The sequence below is a fragment of the Wolbachia endosymbiont of Leptopilina clavipes genome (assembly GCF_006334525.1).
In the GTDB taxonomy this organism is placed as follows: domain Bacteria; phylum Pseudomonadota; class Alphaproteobacteria; order Rickettsiales; family Anaplasmataceae; genus Wolbachia.
The window spans coordinates 60,133-80,113 of sequence record NZ_QJHA01000040.1 but is presented as its reverse complement, the minus strand read 5'-3'; the positions used below and the strand labels follow the sequence as shown (position 1 = coordinate 80,113).

Sequence of the window (19,981 nt, the reverse complement as noted above, 5' to 3'; positions counted from 1 at the left end):
TCTTCTGTATTATTTTTATCATGTCTTCGATCATTAATTTTGATGTTAAGTTTTTTTAAGCCTTCTTGAGGCCTGGGAATAGCTAATAACTTGCAAGTTTTTCCTTACTTGCTCAAGGTACCCTGCTATAAATCCCGCTGTTTGTCTCAGACCTATTCTAAATAAATAAGTTATTATGTGAACCAGAATCACGACCTTATCGCTATAAATATAGTTGCCACCAGCCATTTTTGGACCTTTTTCGTACCAATTTTCTATGGCATCATTGACGTAATAAAAAATATTTCCCCTCTCTTGGAGAAATTTGTTATATTCATGGCAGTTACTGACTCTCATTTTTTGTGGCATATTTTTCTTTAGTAGGTTAAATGCTTGTCTTATAGTGAATTTTGTCAGTAACTGCCAGTTCTTTTTATTTGACCTATGCAACAAAGCCATTCCAGTTTCAGCTACTCGAATAACATTTTCGTAGTCGATTCAAAATAGCATAATTAACTACACCTTTCCAAAGATGAGAGACGCGTTGGTACCACCAAAACCAAATGAATTAGAAAGCGCATATTGAATTTTATGCTCTTGAGCTTTAAGTGGTACAAAATTTAAATCACACCCTTCTGAAGGTTTGTGTAGGTTTAAAGTTGGTGGAACAATTCCATTGTTTAATGCAAGGATACTAAATATTGCTTCAACACTTCCTGCGGCACCAAGTAAATGTCCTATAGAAGATTTAGTCGAGGAAACAGGTATTTTATAGGCATAGTCACCGAATAACTGCTTCATTGCTATTACTTCAACTTTATCCCCAAGTTTTGTTGAAGTTCCATGTGCATTGATATACCCAATTTGACTTGGGCTTACTTGTGCACTCCTTAAAGCAAGTTCCATTGCCTTAAGTGCGCCTCTTCCTTCTGGATGTGGTGCTGTGATGTGGTGCGCATCTCCTGTTAACCCATATCCAGTGAGTTCTGCATATATTTTTGCTTCCCTTTTTTTTGCATGTTCATATTCTTCCAGAACTAATATACCTGCCCCTTCGCCCATGACAAATCCATCGCGTTCTTCGTCCCATGGCCTTGAGGCCTCTTCAGGCTTATCATTGAATTTAGTTGATAGCGCCTTCATCGATGCAAAACCTGCAATTCCAACTCTGCATAACGCACTTTCTGTTCCGCCTGCAATCATAATGTCAGCTTCACCGAGTTTTATAGCTCTTGCTGAGTTTATAATCGCATGCGCACCTGTTGCACATGCAGTTACCGCTGAGTCATTTGGACCTATAAATTCGTATTTAATAGAAATATGACCAGATATCAAATTTATTAGACTTGCAGGAACAAAAAATGGGCTAACACGTCTAGGCCCCTTCTCCTGCATGGTAATTACATTTTCCTGAATTGACGGAAGACCACCTATACCAGAACCAATAGCTACACCTATTCGCTCTTTATTAATATTTTTATTTTCCAAAATTAGTGAATCTTCTACTGCCTGAACAGCTGCTGCAATTCCGTAGTGAATAAAACGATCTGTTCTTTTTAGGTCTTTTTCAAAAATATAATCTGGTGGATTAAAATAGTGCTCAATGTTATCGGATTGCACAGGCACCTGCCCTGCAACCTGACAAGCAAGATCAGAAGAGTCGAACCTATCTGTATTGATTGCTTTGATGCCAGATTTACCTTCTTTCAGCTTTGACCAGGTGTTATTAACATCTGCTGCTAGTGGAGTAATTAAGCCAACACCGGTAACTACTACTCTTCTGCTCATTCAACATCAATTGTTTGCTTTGTTTACTACATATTCAACTATCTGTTCCATAGTTTCCATTTTTTGCGCATCTTCATCAGGAATCTCTATACCAAATTCTTCTTCAGCTGCCATGATTATTTCAACTGCATCTAAACTATCTGTGCCATGATCTGAAAGATTTGAAGAACTACCAAATCCCTCTACATCCTTACTGATGTGCTCTAGTATAATCTTCTTTACTTTTTCTTCTATATCTTCCCTAGTGCTTTTTGCCAATTCGCTCATTTCTTACTAAAAAATAACCTATTCTCTGATGTTATAAGAAATTTTGATGTTTGCAATAGCTTTTATGATTATATAAACTATTAAAAACTTCCTATCTCTTAGCACTCGATAGTTAATAAATTTAAAAATGCTAGACGAAACAACAAAAAATTTGCTTGTTGTAGAAGTGAATAAGCTCTTACCTGAAAATAGCGAGAATAGACTTATATCAGCTATGCGTTATGTGCTTCTTGCTCCTGCAAAACATATACGTTCTTTTTTAGTTATAGCATCTTCGTCGATATTCAACATAAAGGTTGAAAAAGCAATAACAGCAGCAGCAGCAATTGAATTTATTCATGCTTACTCCCTAATTCACGATGATCTGCCATGTATGGATAACAGTGACACCCGCAGAGGCCAGCCAAGCTGCCACAAAAAATTTGATGAAGCAACAGCAGTACTGGCCGGAGATGCATTACTTACCCTGGCTTTTGAGGTATTATCTTTGTTAAATTGTGAGATCATAAAAGTGCTCTCTCAAGCAATAGGAATGAAGGGAATGGTGGGAGGGCAGATTTTAGATATAGGTGCAGATTTTGACAAAATAAAAGAAATTCATTTGATGAAAACTGCAAAACTATTTGCAGCTTCATGTGAAATAGGGGCTATAATAGGCGGCGCTACAGACAAGGAGCGGGAAGCATTATATAACTATGGAATAAATCTAGGGCTTATTTTTCAATCCAAGGATGATATCGAAGACTATGAGCAAGATAAAACAAACAATTTAATGTCCGTGCTTGGCAAAAATGAAATGGAAAACTATATAGATAGTCTCTTTAAACAGGCCTCAGATAATTTAAGTACGCTTTCAGGGAATACTAATGACTTATATGATTTATTGAATCAAGTAAAAAAAGATGGTTAGAAAAATTATATTACAAATGTTTATCTCTGTAGTAATGATTCTCACTTTAGCTTCTGCTTTTATAATTACGGTTGTTTATATAAACAAAGATAAACCAGAGAAAAGGGAAAAGCTTTACGAAATAAATGCTACACATGGTGGTTTGACACAGATGATAGCAAGTTATTTGGTCAGGCCGATACTTGAATCAGCTCTTGATCGTTATATTGAAAAGCATGGGTTAGCAGAATATTTAGAAGAAATAACACAGCAAAAAGAAGAAGAGATGATAAACTTTTATGAAATTACTGAAGGCAGTGGCAGTAAAGTTTTCTGTGGCCAAGAAGTTCTGCTACAAATGTACAAAGTCTCCAACAACCTAGCAACGCTACTTCCGACTGATGTCAATTTGAAAATAGGTCAGGATTACTTAAAAGAAGTGAGTTTAGGGGTAATAGGTATGAAAGAAGGCGGAGAGCGTGTAGTTACTATTGCTGCTGATGACAACAAAATGAGTTTTAACTCTTATTACATCAAATTGATTGAAGTAAAAGATAAATATCCCGATTCAGTAAATAACCTGATGATTTTTAATGACTTAATTAACAAAACTGGAAAACGAGTAAAATGTGGCGATGAGATATCAGTTCAATATAGCATAAAGAGACATAATGGTGAGTATATAATCAAAGATCAAATAGTGCAGTTTAAGGTTGGTGACAAAAAAATACCACTTGCTATAGAACTTGGAGTTGTGGGAATGAGAGCTGGTAATAAAAGAACAGTTCTTTCTCCACCTGATCTTTTAACTGATGTGTTAACAAAAGGCATAGATTGTGATATTGCAATAATTGATTTAAGCTTGAATTCTACTATTGAAAAATAGCTTAAAGAATTACGAAGTAAGAAAAAATAAAACCTCTTGAATGCTCTATATTATTTAAAGTAGGCTTCCTCTAAAGTATAAATTTAGATAAATCAAGCTGCTTTGAAATTGACTCTAGTGTATCTCTTACATATTTGCTATCTATAACAAATTTTTCACTATTTTTTTCAGAAGCGATAAAACTTATTTCATCCAAAAGCTTCTCCATGACAGTATGAAGTCTTCTTGCACCTATATTTTCCACTTCTCTATTAACTGTAAATGCTATTTCAGCTATAGTCTCTATACCATCATCAGTAAACTCAAGTGTTACATTTTCCGTTTTCATTAACGCTATATACTGTTTTAACAAACTAGATTCTGGTTCCTTTAATATTTTTATTAGATCCTCTTGAGTAAGCGCCTTAAGTTCCACTCTAATTGGCAATCTACCCTGTAATTCTGGTAAAAGATCAGATGGTTTAGATAAATGAAAAGCACCAGATGCAATAAATAATATATAGTCTGTTTTTACGGGGCCATACTTAGTTGAAACAGTTGTTCCCTCAAGTAATGGTAACAGATCGCGCTGCACTCCTTCTCTGTTGACTTCACCTTTTATTTCTGTACGTGCTGCAATTTTATCTATTTCATCTAAAAACACTATGCCTTCATTGCTAACAAGATCAATCGCTTCTTTGATTATCTTGTCTTCATCCATTAACCTTTCGCTTTCTTCATTAATCAATATTTCACGTGCTTCTTTCACTTTAACTGTAATAGTTTTTGTTTTTTTGCTCCCATTAAACATCTTGCCCACGATTTCTGTTACGTTTATCATACCAATTTGCCCACCTGGCATGCCAGGTATATCAAAAGTGGGTAACATACCCTTGCTCTCCCTGACGTTAATAGAAACTTCTCCATCTTCAAATTCCTTATTTCTCAGTCTTTCTCTGAAAACTTTTTTGCTTTCCTCGGTTGCATCTTCACCAACCATGGAGTTGACTATTATCTTTTCAGCCAAACCTAAAGCTTTTTTAGTTAAGGCTTTACGTGCTTTTTCCTTAACTAAAACTATTGCTGCGTCAACTAAATCACGTATTATCGAGTCAACATCACGTCCAACATATCCTATTTCAGTAAATTTCGTTGCTTCAACTTTTATAAAAGGTGCACCAGCAAGCTTTGCTAAACGGCGAGCTATTTCAGTTTTACCAACTCCCGTATGGCCTATCATGAGTATATTCTTAGGTATAATCTCTTCACGTAGTGGAAGTGGGACTTTATTTCGACGCCAACGATTTCTGAGTGCAATAGCAACAGCGCGCTTTGCATCATTCTGCCCGATTATAAATCTGTCTAATTCTTTAACTATCTTCTGTGGTGGTAGATCATCTAATAAAGCTTGTGAGCTTTGAATGCTGCTACTTCCTGTACCTTCATTTTCATAGAGGCTATTTTTCTCATTATAGTCATCATTATTATCAAATTGACCTACTACAGATTGACTAGAAAAATTGGCACACAAAGTTCTTGACATGTTACTCCTCTATTTTTTCGATAATTAGATTATGGTTTGTATAAACACATATATCGGCAGCTATCTTCATAGCCTTTTTTGCAATCTCCTCTATTGATATTCCTTCAACGTCAATCAAAGCTTTTGCTGCAGATAAAGCAAAATTTCCTCCAGAGCCAATGGCTGCAATGCCATCTTCAGGTTCAAGAACATCACCCGCTCCTGTAATGACCAATGAAATGGACTTGTCTGCCACGATCATCATAGCTTCTAATTTTCTTAGATATTTATCCATTCTCCAGTCTTTTGCAAGTTCAACACATGTCCTCATTAACTGTCTTGGGTGCTTATCAAGTTTAGATTCTAGCCTTTCGAAGAGAGTAAATGCATCAGCTGTTGCTCCAGCAAAACCGGCAATTACGGAATCACCAGAAAGACGCCTAACTTTTTTTGCTCCAGATTTTATAACGGTATGGCCTAGCGAGACTTGCCCATCACCTATTACTACTACATTTTTGTCTCTTCTAATTGACAGTATAGTAGTACCATACATTTTACTGCTGTCATGGTGAATCATTTTTTTGTTATTTTAATTCGTTATATTATATTAAGATTATAACTTATAATATAGTACTTTTCTTATAACATTTAAAGTGTAGATGCAAAACATAATTCATCCAAATCTGGAAAAAGATATAAATAATTGGTTCAAAACAAAATTTAATGGTTTTACATTACCATTTTATAGCTCCATAGATCTTAGGAATTCAGGCTACAAAATTGCTCCAGTAGACGCCAATTTATTTCCTGCAGGGTTTAATAACCTAAGTGAAGTATCAAAAGCGATAGCAGCAAAATTGATAAAAAGCTACTTCGAAACAAAACAATATAAAAAGGCCCTTATAATACCGGAGAATTACACGCGAAATAAAATGTATATAGAAAATGTATTTGCTATAGAAAAGGTACTACAACTCGCAGGTTTTGAAACTAGAATTGGCCTCTTTCATAATGAAACGTACAATTTAATAGAACAGTATGAAACTGTTGTGAAAGAAAACTCTTTGCTGAAGACAACTTCAGGATTTGTGCCTGATATTATTATACTGAACCGTGATATGACGAGCCACATTCCAGACACGCTAGAAAACGTAAAACAAGAGATAGTGCCAAGTCCATTATATGGCTGGCACAGTAGGCAGAAATTTCAATATTTTGAAATCTATCAAAAATTAGTGTCCGAATTTTGTGGCGAATTTAAAATGGACCCATGGCTTATTTCTGTGCTTACAGAAAGCTGTAATGGAGTTGACTTTAATGATGATTCATCACTAGGAGCAGTAGCGACTAAAGTTGACCAAATATTATCTCTAGTGCAAAAAAAATATGAGGAATATGAAATAAAAACACAACCTTACGTTTTTATCAAAGCAAGCAATGGCACATATGGAATGGGCATTATAACAGCAACAAGTGGAAAGGAAATATTAAATCTCAATAAAAAAAAGCGTCATAAAATGAAAAAGATAAAAGAAGGAATAGCAATCAATAGTGTTATTATACAAGAAGGTGTACCAACTATTGACATATTTAAAAGTAGTTCTGCAGAACCGCTAATATACTATATAGGAGATACTCCAACATGTTACTTATACCGATGTAATAGCAGGAAAGATGTATATTCTAGCTTGAATTCCACTGACTGTGAATTTCATGACATCAGCCAAGAAAATAAAACTTTGCCACTTTGGAATATTGTTAGCAAATTAGCAGTGCTAGCATTGGCAGTAGAAATTAAGTCTTTTCATCTCTAATAATTAATTTCTACAATGCTGCCATTATGCTGAATATGGTGAGCGTCATCAAGTCCAGTAGAAGGATCAGTACAATTATTAGGTTGATTGACAAACTTATCGATGTTTGATACTAGATATGCTATGCTTAGTATCAAACTGACCGTAACAGTTAAGTTGAAATTATAGATTATGCCACCACCCAAGTCTATTGGTATGGTTGGAAGTTCCATTCTTTTTAATATGAAGCTTAACAAGCCCAATGACAAAGCGAATGTGCTAAAAATAACTTCTTTGCCATATTTAGCAGACTTTTCAGAATCCTTATTATCTAGATACTTCTTCCATGTATAATAATAGTTTATGCATTCTGAAAATAGAAATAGAACTGCTGATGTTAAGCTAATATAACTTATTACATCCTTGTTGTTTCTAGCTAAGAAATGAATGATTTTTGTCTGCATCAATATTCCTATGACACAGTTTGCCAAGAAGGCTAAGCTACCCACAACCTGTATTGGTTTTTCAGGTTCATTTCCCCCTTTACCATTCTGAAGTTTTTTAGATTTATATCCAGCTAAATTGAGACCAAAGTGAAGAGCAAATATTATTGATGTTGGTAGTTTTATGAACTTAGAAATATCTAATATAGTACAAATATTGGATATGTTGTTATCAATAGACTCGCAACAGAATTGCAATGAAATTTTACACAATATGCCTGTTAAACCTACTGCAATACAATACATCTTTCTAATATCATGATTGTGAGCATCATGTATACTTTCTATAAATGTATTTGGCTTACCTTTTGGCATAAATAGATAATAAAATAATAACTTTTTAATATTATACTATAAAAATCTAAAAAGAAAAGTGCTATAAATCAGTACTTTGAGAGTGATCTAAACATAAATCGGCCAAGCACTTGATAAATAAGAGATCAGTACTGAGAGTTGGTACGCGAAAGTAATATCCGTCTTTGATAATTGCTTTATACTCTATATCAAGTTCAACCAGTGTTTCAGAATGCTCAGAAACAAAAGATATAGGTGATAAAACTACAGGTATATTATCGTCTTTCGCGCGTGATAGCTCACTTTCAGTGCTAGGCTCCAACCATTTTACAGGGCCAACCTTACTCTGATAACATATTCCCCAATCAAGATCTTCAATATTCAATTTTTTTACTATTAATTTTACTGTTTTTTCTATCTGTGAAGCGTAAGGGTCGCCTTTTTTAATGATACTAAGAGGTAAGCTATGAGCCGAGAATAGGACTCTTGGCTTACCGATTTTGCTAGCTAATTTATAATATTTAGACGTCAGATTAACATGAGCTTCAATAAAGTTTTCATTGTCATAATAATGGTGAATTGTTTTTGTGTTACATTCCAGTTTGGCATTTTTTTGCCAATTCTCGATGGATGATAGAGTTGTGGTGGTTGAATATTGCGGATATAGTGGTAACAGAATGATTTCGTCAGGGTCGAATTGCTTTACGCTTTTAACAACTTCATCAGCAAATGGATGCCAATAACGCATGCAGATGAATATCTTATATACATGGTTTCCATTTTCATTTAATTTTAGTTCTAAAGCATCAGCTTGTGCTTTCGTATTCTCCAAGATTGGCGATTTACCTCCAATGTGCTCGTATATTTCTTGTGCAGTACTTTCTCGCCTTTTGGAGATAAACTTTGCTAAAAGAAAGCGGAAAGGATTGGGTAGATTGACTATTCTTCTATCATAAAATAGATTAAACAAGAAAGGACGTACTGCACTTAGTGAATCAGGTCCACCAAGGTTAAATAAGATTACTGCCTTCTTCACTGACAGCACCTTTCTTCAGGTTTGCCTATAAAATCAGCTACACACTCATCAAGTTTAGTTACAGGCACTAAATTTCTCACACTGGCATACAATAGATGAGCGGATCTCTTCATGTTACTCTGTGTAGATGCAAAGCCTCTATCGAAAACCACATCAACACAAAAACTTGGCACTGCTTCAAGAAGTTCAACAGCAGCCAAAGATATCATTATGCAGCTTTGTGGAGCCTTCAGAAAAATCGTAAGGGGAAAAAGTAAAACCCTAACAAAGAGAGAGGGAGGACTTTCATTCATTAGTTGTCCTTGATTAGGAGAATTATACTCAATATGCTGTCTGTTTTTATCAAAGATAGGAAATTTTATAATGTCTTTCTTAAATTCCTGCTCTATTTGTTTCTTGGTATAATTTTCATTATTAGTCATTTTTTTCAATAACTTTTCACGCAAGTGAAAGGTTCTTACAACAAAACATGTTGCAACCATCAGTGCAGCACATATAAGTGCGCACTCGATAAGGTTTATGTTGCCTACCATAGCTGGTAATACAAAGCAAAAAAACAGCGGTATGGCAATCATTTCACCAAATGGAACAACGTTCCTTTTCATTGCAAAAGCGGTACCTTCTTTTAATTTTGTATTATTGTGTAAGCTATACTCTAAATAACTTAAAAATGCCAAATTAAAGGTTAAAAAACCTTTTGTTCCGCAGAAAATTGATGATTTAAGATTATTCACTAGTTTCTTACGACAGTAAACCATAAACTACCCCTTGATGTTTTATTCTTGACTATAAATAAAAAATCTCTTTGATGGAACAAAAATTCACAATAAAGTAAATATACGATCTTAATATAAGGGAATGATATGGCAATTGAGAGAACACTTTCGATATTAAAACCTGATGCAGTAAAAAATAATATTACAGGCAGTATAAATTCTTACATTGAAAAATCTGGACTAAAAATTATAGCACAGAGAAAGATGCTGCTGACAAAAAAACAAGCAGAGCTGTTTTATGAAATTCATAAGGATAGGCCTTTTTTTGAAGAGTTGGTGGACTTTATGACTTCTGGGTCTGTGATAGTTCAAGTTTTAATCGGTGAAAATGCAGTCAGTAAATACAGACAAATCATGGGTGCTACAGATCCAAAACAGGCAGATAAAGGTACAATTAGGGGTGATTTTGCTAATGATATTAGTGAAAATAGAGTGCATGGTTCTGATAGTCTAGAGAATGCTCATAGAGAAATAGCTTTCTTTTTTGCTGAATGTGAATTGGTGTAGTTTTACTTTTTTACATATTAAATTTCTGAATTTTATGTTGAACTGTATAATATTAGCCCAATTTTTAGTTTAAGCAATATTAAGGGAAAGCTTTTTCATGCACAGTATAGATAATATTTAAAATGGATCATGTTGTTAACGCTTATAATAGATCTGAAGCTTCTATAGTTAGAGGAGAAGGAGTATATCTCTTCGATAAGGATGGTAAAAAATATTTAGACTTTGCTGCAGGAATTTCTACAATCTCTCTAGGGCATTGTCATCCATACATTACAGATAAACTGAAGGAGCAACTGGATTCATTATGGCACTGCTCTAATATTTTTACTATTCCTCAGCAGGAAAGGCTTGCTCAGCGTTTAACAGAACTTACCTTTGCCGATAAAGTTTTTTTCTGCTCAAGTGGACTTGAAGCAACAGAAGCTGCAATTAAATTTATTCGCCGCTATTTCTACTTAAATGGACAAGAAAAGCGCAGTCACATCATTACAATTGAAGGAGGTTTTCATGGCCGCAGTATTGCTGCAATTTCAGCTGGGGGAAATGAAAAATCACGCGAAGGTTTTGCTCCACTCCTTTCTGGTTTTGATAAAGTTCCAAGAAATAACATTGAAGCATTAGAAAAGAAAATCAATAGCGAAACAGCTGCCATATTTTTAGAGCCCATACAAAGTGAAGGCGGAGTACATCCATTGGACGTAGAGTATCTTAAAAAAGTAAGAGAGATAACAAAAGCTCAAGGAATAATTTTATGCTTTGATGAAGTGCAATGCGGATATGGACGGATTGGCTCTCTATTTTACTATCAAAATATAGGAGTTGAACCTGATATGCTCACTTGTGCGAAGGCTATGGGTAATGGATTTCCTCTGGCTGCATGTTTAGTAAAAGATTATATAGCAGAAGCAATCACTCCAGGAACTCATGGGTCAACTTATGGAGGTAATCCACTTGCCATGACTGTTGGTAATGCAGTACTCGATGTAATGCTAAAGGAAGGCTTTTTTGACCATGTTAAGAAGGTCAGTAAATATCTAAAAGAAAAGTTGTTGCCTTTGACTGAAGAATTTCCGAAGATCGTTTCAGAAGTTCGTGGGGAGGGTTTATTGATAGGGATAGAGCTTAGAGTACCTTTGGCTGATAAAATTGTTAAACAATCTCTTGACAAAGGCTTAATAATGACTAAAATTTTAAATAATAGGGTAATAAGAATAACTCCTCCACTTGTTGTTGAGAATATGCATGTGAATGCAGTGTGTGATATATTTCATGATTTATTTTTTTATATTAAAGATATATAGACTTGCAAATGCTTCTTACAACATATAAAATCAACTCTGTTTCTATATCGCAATAACATCATACTTTAATGGATTGGTTATTGATTTCAGTATTGTCAGCAATTTTTTTCTTATTGATTTTATCGTTTTTGTTCTCAGGAGCAGAAATAGGGTTAACCTCAATTAGCCGATCCCGAGTGAATAAACTAAAGCTAGAAGGTAACAAAAAAGCCAAGATAATAGAGCTTTTGTTAGGTAAAAAAGAATTAACAATAGGAACAATATTACTGTGTAATACAATTATTAACATTACTTGCTCTGCTTTATTTACAGTAATATTTATAAATTCTTTTGGGAGTGAGGGCATATTTCTTTCAACATTCATGATGACGTTTTGTATTTTGCTATTTTGTGAAGTTTTACCAAAAACTTACGCCATGCAAAATCCTGAAAAATTTACATTACTTTCTGCTTATTTTATGCTGTTTTTTGTCAAGGTTCTTTCTCCATTGACATTAGGCATTCAGTTTATTGTCAATATCATTCTGAAGTTATGTGGGCTTCATAAGAATAGGGAGGTAATATCTGCAGCAGATGCAATGCGTAATATGATTACTCTTCACCGCAGTGAGGGCACTATGTTACAACAGGATTTAGATATGCTAAATAGTATACTTGATTTGGCTGAGACAGAAATATCACAAATTATGACCCACAGGAGAAACTTATTTTCTCTTGATATAGATCGAAACAAAGAAGAGTTAATAAGAGAGATTTTAACCAGTAGCCATAGCAGAGTACCTTTATGGCAAAAAGAACCAGATAATATTGTTGGAGTGGTTCACGTGAAAAATCTAATAAATGCTTTGCGTGAAAAGGATAATAAAATAGAGATTGCCAAAGTTATGTCAAAGCCTTGGCTTATACCAGAAAGTACGCCACTCAGTGTACAACTTCACAACTTCCGTAAAAACAGGAAACACCTTGCATTTGTTATTGATGAGTATGGAGCACTACAGGGAATCGTAACTCTTGAGGATATACTGGAAGAAATAGTTGGAGAAATTTCAGATGAACATGATTTGATCACAGAGAATTTTATAAAAAAGATATCCGATAATATGTATCACATAGAAGGAAAATCTACTATTAGGGATATTAATAGACAGTTACATTGGGATCTTCCTGATGAAGAAGCTACAACTCTAGCAGGTATGATTGTAAACGAGATAGAGCGCATTCCTGAAGAAAATGAAGAGTTTTCCATGTACGGTTTTTACTTTAAGATTTTAAAAAAAGATAAAAATATTATTACTATGATTGAAGTACAAGTAAAAACTGATAATACTGTAGTAGCAATTAATTAGTTGGGTTCTATGGAAGATAAAGTAAAAATAACGGCTGAAGATTTGAAGAGCTATATAGAGAGAATCGAAAAACTTGAACAAGAAAAGAGGGATGTGCAAGATCACATTCGTGATGTATATGCAAAAGCTGCAGATGAAGGTTGGGATATAAAAGTGATGAAACAGATTATTAGGCTAAGAAAGATGGATGATGATGACAGGGAGGAACAGGAAATATTACTTGATACCTACAAACGTGCATTGGGAATGAGTTACGAAGGTGAATAGTAGGATTGTAATTGGAATAAGTGGAGCATCTGGTTCTATTTACGGTGTACGGATTCTAGAGGCACTAAAAAATACCAATCATGAAACTCATTTAGTGATCAGCAGTGCTGGAAAAATAACTATAGCTCATGAGATTAAAGAAAAACTTGAAGATATTATATCGCTTGCAGATTTTTACTATTCTGAAGAAAAAATAGGAGAAAAAATAGCAAGCGGCTCATTTAAAACCTCAGGTATGGTTATTGTTCCATGTTCTATGAAAACAATGTCTGAAATAGCATCGGGGGTGACTTCCAATCTATTAACAAGGGCTGCAGATGTAACTCTAAAAGAAAGAAGAAAATTAGTTCTTATGGTGCGAGAATCTCCACTACATCTTGGACATCTCCGAAATATGTTAAAACTAACGGAGATGGGAGCAATTATTGCTCCGCCGATGACTGCTTTTTATATTAAACCAAAATCTTTGGATGATATTGTAAATCATGCTGTTGGTAAAGTATTGAATTTATTTGATATTGCATTACCTGACTTCAAGGAGTGGCAAGGAAATGTCAATTATTATTAACGGTAAAAAAATAGCAAATGATCTCTGTGAGGAGCTATCAAAAAAAATTGATATTTTAAAGAAAGAGTATAATGTTTTTCCTTGTCTTAAAGTAATTCTTGTGGGTAGCAATCCAGCAAGTCAGGTCTACGTTCGTAATAAACAAAGAAAAGCAGAATCAATAGGTATAAATTCTGAAACTATTGTTTTGCCTGATAGTATCTCAGAAGATGAATTGATTGAAAAAGTTAATACATTAAATGAAGATTCATCTGTGCATGGAATTTTAGTTCAGTTACCTTTACCAAAGCACATCAGTGCAAGTAGAATAATTAATACAGTAAGTGTTGAAAAAGATGTAGATGGCTTTCATGATGAGAATGTTGGCAGGTTAGTTAAAGGTGAAAAAAATTGTCTGATACCTTGTACTCCCAAAGGTTCTTTGCATTTAATTCAGTCAGTTGAAAATAATCTGTCCGGTAAAAATGTGGTAATCATTGGCAGATCAAATATTGTGGGTAAGCCAATGTTTCACCTATTGTTGCAAGAAAATTGCACTGTTACCATCTTGCATTCACAAAGTAGGGATTTAGCTGATTATTGCTCTAAAGCGGATATAGTAGTTGCAGCAGTTGGAAAGCCAAATTTTGTTCAAGCAGATTGGATAAAAAAAGGTGCAATAGTGATCGATGTTGGCATAAATAGCGTTAACTTGGGAAATCAAAGTAAGCTTGTGGGTGATGTTGACTTTGAGGGAGTAAAAGAAAAAGTCAAGGCTATTACTCCAGTACCCGGGGGTGTTGGCCCAATGACAATAGCATTTCTTATGATGAACACTGTAATTGCTGCTTGCTTGCAGCGGGGAGTTGATGCTTCTGATTTCATTAATTGAGGGCATAAGAAAAATAGATACCCGTCTCTAGATAATAACATCGAATTTTTATCCAAATAGCAAACCTCTTTGCAGGATTATCTTATTCACTACAAGAAATATGCAATTTAGGACATTAAAAATTATAACGTATGCCTACTTCTATGATTGCATCTGGTATTTGTACTGGTGGCTTGAAGGCACTTAATTGCCCACTTGCAGCAATAGCAACTGTAGCAACTATCTGCGGAGTAAATTCATAATCAACACCTACCTTTAGTTTATAGGAAATAGAACTCAGTATTTTGTCTACTAAAGATGGATCAGACGTTACTTTGCTTCCATCAGCAGCTAGTAGAGCTGGAGCTTCTTGACTCTTTTCTTCCCCTTCCCTTTATTATCGTTTTCTGTAACATCTTTATTCGTAATTTTACCTGAATCATCTCTATCTGCAACATTTTTGCCTTTAGTTTCACCTGTACTACTGCCACCGAAGCCAAAAGAAGGCAATACTTGGATATATCCACCTAAACCTACACTAGCATATAGTTTAATAGGATCAATGTCAAAATCAGGGTAATAACGGTAATTCGCCAACAAGCTAGCTCCTACTTTCCTTTTTTGTTTATCAGTTATATCACTTATGTTGGCAAGAACCTCAAGTTCAAATTTAGAATTTTTGTCATAATTATAACCAAAAACAACGCTAGGTTTCATTTTAAAAGTATCACCCCATCCAGCACCAAAGTTTAAACCTACATAGTACTGATCTTCGTACCGATCTTCTAACTCACTTGCACTACTACTAGCTGTACTTGCTAAAGATGAAGCAAGCAATATAGCAAACAATTTTTTCATTTTCATATTACTCATATGTAACATTCCTTAAAACATACTAAAATAAGTGTTCAAACATGCTAGCAGCAAGTTTTGAGCATTGCTTATGGTTACACCTAACCATTAAACATGTACACAATGCCATCCAGCATTAAAACTATAACGTACTCCTACTTCCAGCATTGCATCTGGTATTTGTTTTGCTTTTAAACCACTCAGTTGCCCGCCTACGGTTAAAGCAGCTGTACCAACTATCTGTGGAGCAACTTCATAATCAACACCAACCTTCAGTTTGTACGAAATAGCACCCAGTATTTTATCTAGTGTTTCAGTGCCAACAATGTCAAAAGGATATACTTGTAGATGTCCTCCTAAACCTCCACTGACATATAGTTTCACAGGATCAATGTCAACGTCAGGATAATAACGGTAATTTGCTAATAAACTAGCTCCCATTTTCTTGGTTGCCTTACCAAACATATCACTTACGTCGGTGAGAATCTCAAGTTCAAACTTAGAGCTTTTATCATAATTATAACCAAAAACTAAGCCAGGTTTTATTTTTAATCCAGTGCCCCATCCACCACCAAAGTTTAAACCTGCGTAGTACTGCTCTTTTGCACTATTACTAGCTGCTTTATTACTAGCTGCACCTGCTAGAGATGAAGTGAGCAAAACAGCTAAAACACACAATCCTTTTATTTTCATATAACTACCCATACAAAAAAATATATAATGCACAAGTATATATCCTTTATATTAAAAAAGATATAATCTCATATCAAAAAAAGTATACCTACGAAATTAGGGACATGCTACTCAAAATTTTTATATAACTATGTTTACTACCTTATTTGGTACAGCATATATAGTGCGAATTTTGCTTTGATCGATTCTATTGGATACAGAATCTGTTGCTATTTTCTTCAATTTTTCTTGAGGTAAATCAGTTTCTACTTTGATAGTCGCACGCAACTTTCCATTAATCTGTACTGCCACAGTTACCATATTATCAATTAGTAGTGATTCATCAGCTTTTGGCCAAGGTTGCATATATAGCATGCCTTCGCCTCCTATTTTTTGCCATAAATTTTCAGCCAGGTGTGGCATGAATGGTTCGATTACTCTAATTAGTATACATACACCTTCATCAATAAGAGATTTTCCAGTTTTTACGTCTATTTCAGCTATTAAATTTGTCATTTCACGAAACTTTGCTACCACACAGTTTAATCTGCAGTTTTCCAAGTCATCTGTAAGCACTTGCAATAGTTTATGGATTTTTTTTCTGTACTCTAGGAGTTTACCTACAATGTTTTCATTATCATAGTGTATGTTTACGGGCCTAAGTTGCACTACCATACGCCACAATTTATTTATGTAGCGAAAACAACCTTCCACGCCATCATCAGACCATTCCATATCTTTTTCTGGGGGGGTATCGGATAATACAAACAAACGAGCAGTATCAGCACCGTATTTTTCTATGATAAAGTTTGGGTCAACTGTATTCTTCTTTGACTTACTCATCTTTTCGACTTTTCCAACTTGGATCTTAGCACCCTTCGCAATCAACTCTTTTGCTTCTTCGGAAAAGAGCCATTTGCCATTCTCATCTTTATAAGTTATATGGCAGACCATTCCTTGAGTGATTAAAGTAGAGAAAGGCTCTTTAACGTCAAAATAGCCACATTTAGTTAAAGCACGGCAGAAAAACCTTGAGTAAAGCAAATGTAGAATTGCATGTTCTATTCCACCTATGTAATAATCAACAGGCATAAAACGATTACAAGTATCTTTATTAATCGATTTATTTTCACTGCAAAATGCAGCAAAATACCAAGAAGATTCAAAAAAAGTGTCAAATGTATCAGTTTCACGTTCTGCTTGCTTTCCGCACTTTGGACAATCAACAAATTTCCAGGTTGGGTGCTTATCCAGGGGATTACCACCACTTGTAAATTCTACATCTGTTGGTAGAACAACAGGGAGGTCTTTTTCTGGAACTGGAACAATTCCACAATCTTTACAATGTATAATAGGTATAGGACATCCCCAATAACGTTGCCTTGAAATTCCCCAATCGTGTAGACGATAGTTTATTGTTTTCTTACCTATTCCTTTTTCTTCAAGTTTTTTTATGATTACTTTTTTTGCCTCATTAATCATTAATCCGTTTAAGAATTCAGAATTGAACATCACTCCATCACCGAAGTACGGTTCTTTTAAGATCTCTGTGGTCTCTTCACAAACTACAGGAATAATCGGTAAACCATACTTCTGTGCAAATTCAAAATCACGCTGATCATGTGCAGGGCAACCAAAAATCGCACCTTCTCCATACTCCATCAACACAAAATTCGCTATATAAATTGGTAATTCCTTGTCGAGAAATGGGTGCCTGACGTTCAGTCCAGTGTAAATTCCAATTTTTTCATCATTCTCCCCCTTTGCCTTCATATTACCAATAAAGTCTCTTATTTCTTTGTCCTTAAGGTCTTGTACAATAGGGTGCTCTGCTCCTACTGCAAGAAAAGAAGCTCCAAATAAAGTATGAGGAGAAGTTGTAAAAATCTTTAATTTCTTATTCAGGCCAACTATTTCAAAATCTATAGTTGCCCCTTCAGATTTTCCTATCCAGCGCTCTTGCATAGTTTTGACTTTTTCTGGCCAATTTTTTAAACTTTGCAGACAATGAAGCAAATCTTCAGCAAAATCAGTAATCTTTAAAAACCATTGGAATAACTTACGTTTTTCAACAACTGCACCTGATCGCCATCCTTTTCCATCAACCACTTGCTCATTTGCAAGCACTGTTTGGTCCACTGGATCCCAATTAACCCACGACTCTTTTCGATAGGCAAGACCATGCTTTAAAAAATCCAGAAAAAATTTCTGTTCGTGTTTGTAATAATCAGGCTCACATGTGGAAAGCTCGTGATTCCAATTGTAGGAAAGACCTATAGATTTTAGCTGTGCACGCATATTGTCTATATTCTCTTTTGTCCACGCCGCAGGGTTAATATTATTGTCCCTTGCTGCATTTTCAGCTGGTAATCCAAACGCATCCCAGCCAATTGGGTGCAAAACCTCAAATCCATGAGCTCTCTTGTAACGTGCTATAACATCTCCTATTGCATAGTTACGCAGGTGCCCCATATGAATCTTACCAGATGGATATGGAAACATTTCCAACACGTAACATTTCTTCTTTTTACTATCTTTGCTTACAGAAAAATCCCACTTATTTTGGTAGAATTTTTCAACGTTTTTAAAATCATATTTCATAAATTCAATCACAGTTTATATGTACTAAAGGATCGACTGCTTGACCATTATGCCTTATTGTGAAACACATCTGCGGATCTTTATCTTGTGTGCTTGATTTACCTGCAGATCCAATTACTTGACCTTGTTTTACTTTATCACCAATTTCAACTTGTATGTTTTTTAAATAGGAGTACATAGTCATGTAATTATCTTTATGTTCCACTATAATTAAATTTCCGTACCACCTCAGGCCTTTGCCTACGTATATTACTTTGCCAGGTGCAGAAGCAATAACCTTTGTTCCACTTTGAGCAGTAATTTTTATGCCATCTTGACATATTTTATCAGAAGAGGTAACTGCACCTTTAACCGGTATTACAAATTTACACATGCTTTGTGCATTATTGTTATATACCTTATCTACAAAGGCTTTTCTACTTTCTTTTCGCAGCGAAGAATCAACATTTTCTTTAATCAAATGATACTCCCTTGTGTACTCTAGGTCTCTTTTCCCATAAAATTCTTCGCCTTTAAGTAGTACAGGTGCAGGTTTTTGCAGGCCACAGCTTATCAGTATTGCTGATAATATAAAGAACAAGGCTATACGACACATACACTTATCTCTAGATATATCAACTTTCACAAAACTTTATAGTGTTTTTCGTCTATTTATTACTTTCTTCATTTATTTTATCAGTTAAATAGTCTCTTAAATCGGTAAGTTCTTGCAACAAATTTCTTGAATAATGATCAATTCTTACATCGTTACCAAATTCCTTTTGTACTCCTTTTATTGTATATCCTTTGTCATATAGCATATATTTTATTTTCTTTATTGCCTCTATACACTTATGATCATATAGTCTTCTTCCCTTCCGTTTTATGGGTTTAATTTGATGGAATTGACTTTCCCAGAATCTTAAAACATGCTGCTCCAAATGTAGTTCTTCAGCTACTTCTCCAATTGTGTAAAATAATTTTTCCTTATTCATCGGTTGTTTATTAATTTTTTCATCATTTTTGAAGGTCTAAAAGAAATTGATTTTCTCGCTTTAATTACTACCCTTTCCGATGTCTTTGGTATATTTCCTGGTCTTTCTTTCTTGTTTTTAACCAAAAATGTTCCAAATGAAGATATTTTTACTATTCCATCCTTTGCTAAGCTTGTTTTTATCTCATCCAATATATCATCTATTATTGCAATAGAGTCTTCTTTCGATAATCCAATTTCCTGGTTTATACATTCAGCTATCGTTGCCTTAGTTACTGTTGTGTCTTTTGTTGTCATAATTTATTACAGTATGTTAATATAATATAACAATC

General features: G+C 34.6%; 21 protein-coding genes and 2 pseudogenes. 9 read left to right on the top strand and 14 right to left on the bottom strand.

Annotation, left to right across the window (positions count from 1 at the left end; genetic code table 11):
• From OUY_RS04715 to acpP, 3 genes and pseudogenes are all read right to left on the bottom strand, one after another.
• Positions 1 to 348 (bottom strand): annotated as a pseudogene (locus OUY_RS04715) (transposase); the annotation flags it as partial.
• A gap of 147 nt (positions 349 to 495) precedes the next feature.
• Positions 496 to 1,767, bottom strand: coding sequence for a beta-ketoacyl-ACP synthase II (gene fabF, locus OUY_RS04710; RefSeq protein WP_139686822.1), 1,272 nt, complete (start codon positions 1,765 to 1,767; stop codon positions 496 to 498).
• A 6-nt stretch (positions 1,768 to 1,773) separates the two neighbouring features.
• Entirely contained in the window at positions 1,774 to 2,034 is a 261-nt protein-coding gene (gene acpP, locus OUY_RS04705; protein ID WP_139686821.1) for an acyl carrier protein, read from the bottom strand.
• 127 nt (positions 2,035 to 2,161) lie between these two features.
• Here acpP and OUY_RS04700 point away from each other — a divergent pair, with 127 nt between their 5' ends.
• Both OUY_RS04700 and OUY_RS04695 read left to right on the top strand, forming a co-directional pair.
• The gene (locus OUY_RS04700) at positions 2,162 to 2,944 is read left to right on the top strand and encodes a polyprenyl synthetase family protein (protein ID WP_139686820.1); all 783 of its coding nucleotides are present in this window, start codon (positions 2,162 to 2,164) and stop codon (positions 2,942 to 2,944) included.
• Entirely contained in the window at positions 2,937 to 3,809 is an 873-nt protein-coding gene (locus tag OUY_RS04695) for an FKBP-type peptidyl-prolyl cis-trans isomerase (protein WP_010406447.1), read from the top strand. Before OUY_RS04700 ends, OUY_RS04695 begins: the two co-directional genes overlap by 8 nt.
• Positions 3,810 to 3,879: 70 nt before the next feature.
• Here the strand turns inward: OUY_RS04695 and hslU are convergent, their stop codons facing one another.
• Positions 3,880 to 5,331: an ATP-dependent protease ATPase subunit HslU gene (gene hslU, locus OUY_RS04690; protein WP_139686819.1), complete on the bottom strand. Its 1,452-nt coding sequence runs from the start codon at positions 5,329 to 5,331 to the stop codon at positions 3,880 to 3,882.
• 1 nt (position 5,332) lies between these two features.
• Positions 5,333 to 5,887: an ATP-dependent protease subunit HslV gene (gene hslV, locus OUY_RS04685; protein ID WP_139686818.1), complete on the bottom strand. Its 555-nt coding sequence runs from the start codon at positions 5,885 to 5,887 to the stop codon at positions 5,333 to 5,335.
• 82 nt (positions 5,888 to 5,969) lie between these two features.
• Between hslV and gshA the strand changes: the two genes are divergently transcribed.
• The gene (gene gshA, locus OUY_RS04680; RefSeq protein WP_139686817.1) at positions 5,970 to 7,124 is read left to right on the top strand and encodes a glutamate--cysteine ligase; all 1,155 of its coding nucleotides are present in this window, start codon (positions 5,970 to 5,972) and stop codon (positions 7,122 to 7,124) included.
• On the opposite strand, the gene OUY_RS04675 is transcribed toward gshA, so the two are convergent.
• The 3 genes from OUY_RS04675 to OUY_RS04665 all read right to left on the bottom strand — a co-directional run bounded on the left by OUY_RS04675 (position 7,121) and on the right by OUY_RS04665 (position 9,694).
• Complete coding sequence (locus OUY_RS04675; RefSeq protein WP_139686816.1) at positions 7,121 to 7,921, bottom strand: hypothetical protein; 801 nt, start codon at positions 7,919 to 7,921, stop codon at positions 7,121 to 7,123. The genes gshA and OUY_RS04675 overlap by 4 nt on opposite strands.
• 61 nt (positions 7,922 to 7,982) lie before the next feature.
• Positions 7,983 to 8,936, bottom strand: coding sequence for a ferrochelatase (gene hemH, locus OUY_RS04670; RefSeq protein WP_010406433.1), 954 nt, complete (start codon positions 8,934 to 8,936; stop codon positions 7,983 to 7,985).
• Complete coding sequence (locus OUY_RS04665; protein ID WP_139686815.1) at positions 8,933 to 9,694, bottom strand: hypothetical protein; 762 nt, start codon at positions 9,692 to 9,694, stop codon at positions 8,933 to 8,935. Before OUY_RS04665 ends, hemH begins: the two co-directional genes overlap by 4 nt.
• Before the next feature lie 105 nt (positions 9,695 to 9,799).
• On the opposite strand from OUY_RS04665, the gene ndk reads away from it, so the two are divergent.
• The 6 genes from ndk (at position 9,800) to folD (ending at position 14,572) form a co-directional block, all read left to right on the top strand.
• Positions 9,800 to 10,219, top strand: a complete 420-nt coding sequence (gene ndk, locus OUY_RS04660) for a nucleoside-diphosphate kinase (protein WP_010406427.1) — start codon at positions 9,800 to 9,802, stop codon at positions 10,217 to 10,219.
• A 122-nt stretch (positions 10,220 to 10,341) separates the two neighbouring features.
• Entirely contained in the window at positions 10,342 to 11,520 is a 1,179-nt protein-coding gene (locus OUY_RS04655) for an aspartate aminotransferase family protein (protein ID WP_139686814.1), read from the top strand.
• Positions 11,521 to 11,588: 68 nt separating this feature from the next.
• Entirely contained in the window at positions 11,589 to 12,866 is a 1,278-nt protein-coding gene (locus tag OUY_RS04650) for an HlyC/CorC family transporter (protein WP_139686813.1), read from the top strand.
• A 9-nt stretch (positions 12,867 to 12,875) separates the two neighbouring features.
• Positions 12,876 to 13,133: a DUF2312 domain-containing protein gene (locus OUY_RS04645; RefSeq protein WP_010406415.1), complete on the top strand. Its 258-nt coding sequence runs from the start codon at positions 12,876 to 12,878 to the stop codon at positions 13,131 to 13,133.
• Positions 13,126 to 13,701 carry a UbiX family flavin prenyltransferase gene (locus OUY_RS04640; RefSeq protein ID WP_139686812.1) on the top strand — a complete coding sequence of 192 codons (576 nt, stop codon included), beginning with the start codon at positions 13,126 to 13,128 and terminating at the stop codon, positions 13,699 to 13,701. The genes OUY_RS04645 and OUY_RS04640 overlap by 8 nt, the downstream gene beginning before the upstream one ends.
• Positions 13,685 to 14,572 carry a bifunctional methylenetetrahydrofolate dehydrogenase/methenyltetrahydrofolate cyclohydrolase FolD gene (gene folD / locus OUY_RS04635; RefSeq protein ID WP_010406409.1) on the top strand — a complete coding sequence of 296 codons (888 nt, stop codon included), beginning with the start codon at positions 13,685 to 13,687 and terminating at the stop codon, positions 14,570 to 14,572. Before OUY_RS04640 ends, folD begins: the two co-directional genes overlap by 17 nt.
• Before the next feature lie 115 nt (positions 14,573 to 14,687).
• Here folD and OUY_RS04625 read toward each other — a convergent pair.
• The 6 genes and pseudogenes from OUY_RS04625 to OUY_RS04600 all read right to left on the bottom strand — a co-directional run bounded on the left by OUY_RS04625 (position 14,688) and on the right by OUY_RS04600 (position 19,946).
• Positions 14,688 to 15,415: pseudogene (locus tag OUY_RS04625) on the bottom strand (hypothetical protein).
• A gap of 96 nt (positions 15,416 to 15,511) precedes the next feature.
• The gene (locus OUY_RS04620; protein ID WP_246038734.1) at positions 15,512 to 16,108 is read right to left on the bottom strand and encodes a hypothetical protein; all 597 of its coding nucleotides are present in this window, start codon (positions 16,106 to 16,108) and stop codon (positions 15,512 to 15,514) included.
• Positions 16,109 to 16,216: 108 nt separating this feature from the next.
• A complete protein-coding gene (gene leuS / locus OUY_RS04615) occupies positions 16,217 to 18,676 on the bottom strand; it encodes a leucine--tRNA ligase (protein WP_139686811.1) in 2,460 nt (819 codons plus the stop codon).
• A gap of 4 nt (positions 18,677 to 18,680) precedes the next feature.
• Positions 18,681 to 19,271, bottom strand: a complete 591-nt coding sequence (locus tag OUY_RS04610) for a murein hydrolase activator EnvC family protein (protein WP_007302156.1) — start codon at positions 19,269 to 19,271, stop codon at positions 18,681 to 18,683.
• Between the two features lie 52 nt (positions 19,272 to 19,323).
• Complete coding sequence (locus tag OUY_RS04605; RefSeq protein WP_010402982.1) at positions 19,324 to 19,650, bottom strand: MerR family transcriptional regulator; 327 nt, start codon at positions 19,648 to 19,650, stop codon at positions 19,324 to 19,326.
• A complete protein-coding gene (locus OUY_RS04600) occupies positions 19,647 to 19,946 on the bottom strand; it encodes an integration host factor subunit alpha (RefSeq protein WP_007302154.1) in 300 nt (99 codons plus the stop codon). The genes OUY_RS04605 and OUY_RS04600 overlap by 4 nt, the downstream gene beginning before the upstream one ends.
• Positions 19,947 to 19,981 lie beyond the last annotated feature (35 nt).

Coding starts and splice junctions, on each gene's coding strand:
- fabF (WP_139686822.1), bottom strand. CDS start 1,767: ATGAGCAGAAGAGTAGTAGTTACCGGTGTTGGCTTAATTACTCCACTA.
- acpP (WP_139686821.1), bottom strand. CDS start 2,034: ATGAGCGAATTGGCAAAAAGCACTAGGGAAGATATAGAAGAAAAAGTA.
- OUY_RS04700 (WP_139686820.1), top strand. CDS start 2,162: ATGCTAGACGAAACAACAAAAAATTTGCTTGTTGTAGAAGTGAATAAG.
- OUY_RS04695 (WP_010406447.1), top strand. CDS start 2,937: ATGGTTAGAAAAATTATATTACAAATGTTTATCTCTGTAGTAATGATT.
- hslU (WP_139686819.1), bottom strand. CDS start 5,331: ATGTCAAGAACTTTGTGTGCCAATTTTTCTAGTCAATCTGTAGTAGGT.
- hslV (WP_139686818.1), bottom strand. CDS start 5,887: ATGATTCACCATGACAGCAGTAAAATGTATGGTACTACTATACTGTCA.
- gshA (WP_139686817.1), top strand. CDS start 5,970: ATGCAAAACATAATTCATCCAAATCTGGAAAAAGATATAAATAATTGG.
- OUY_RS04675 (WP_139686816.1), bottom strand. CDS start 7,921: ATGCCAAAAGGTAAGCCAAATACATTTATAGAAAGTATACATGATGCT.
- OUY_RS04665 (WP_139686815.1), bottom strand. CDS start 9,694: ATGGTTTACTGTCGTAAGAAACTAGTGAATAATCTTAAATCATCAATT.
- ndk (WP_010406427.1), top strand. CDS start 9,800: ATGGCAATTGAGAGAACACTTTCGATATTAAAACCTGATGCAGTAAAA.
- OUY_RS04655 (WP_139686814.1), top strand. CDS start 10,342: ATGGATCATGTTGTTAACGCTTATAATAGATCTGAAGCTTCTATAGTT.
- OUY_RS04650 (WP_139686813.1), top strand. CDS start 11,589: ATGGATTGGTTATTGATTTCAGTATTGTCAGCAATTTTTTTCTTATTG.
- OUY_RS04645 (WP_010406415.1), top strand. CDS start 12,876: ATGGAAGATAAAGTAAAAATAACGGCTGAAGATTTGAAGAGCTATATA.
- folD (WP_010406409.1), top strand. CDS start 13,685: ATGTCAATTATTATTAACGGTAAAAAAATAGCAAATGATCTCTGTGAG.
- OUY_RS04620 (WP_246038734.1), bottom strand. CDS start 16,108: ATGGGTAGTTATATGAAAATAAAAGGATTGTGTGTTTTAGCTGTTTTG.
- leuS (WP_139686811.1), bottom strand. CDS start 18,676: ATGAAATATGATTTTAAAAACGTTGAAAAATTCTACCAAAATAAGTGG.
- OUY_RS04610 (WP_007302156.1), bottom strand. CDS start 19,271: ATGTGTCGTATAGCCTTGTTCTTTATATTATCAGCAATACTGATAAGC.
- OUY_RS04605 (WP_010402982.1), bottom strand. CDS start 19,650: ATGAATAAGGAAAAATTATTTTACACAATTGGAGAAGTAGCTGAAGAA.
- OUY_RS04600 (WP_007302154.1), bottom strand. CDS start 19,946: ATGACAACAAAAGACACAACAGTAACTAAGGCAACGATAGCTGAATGT.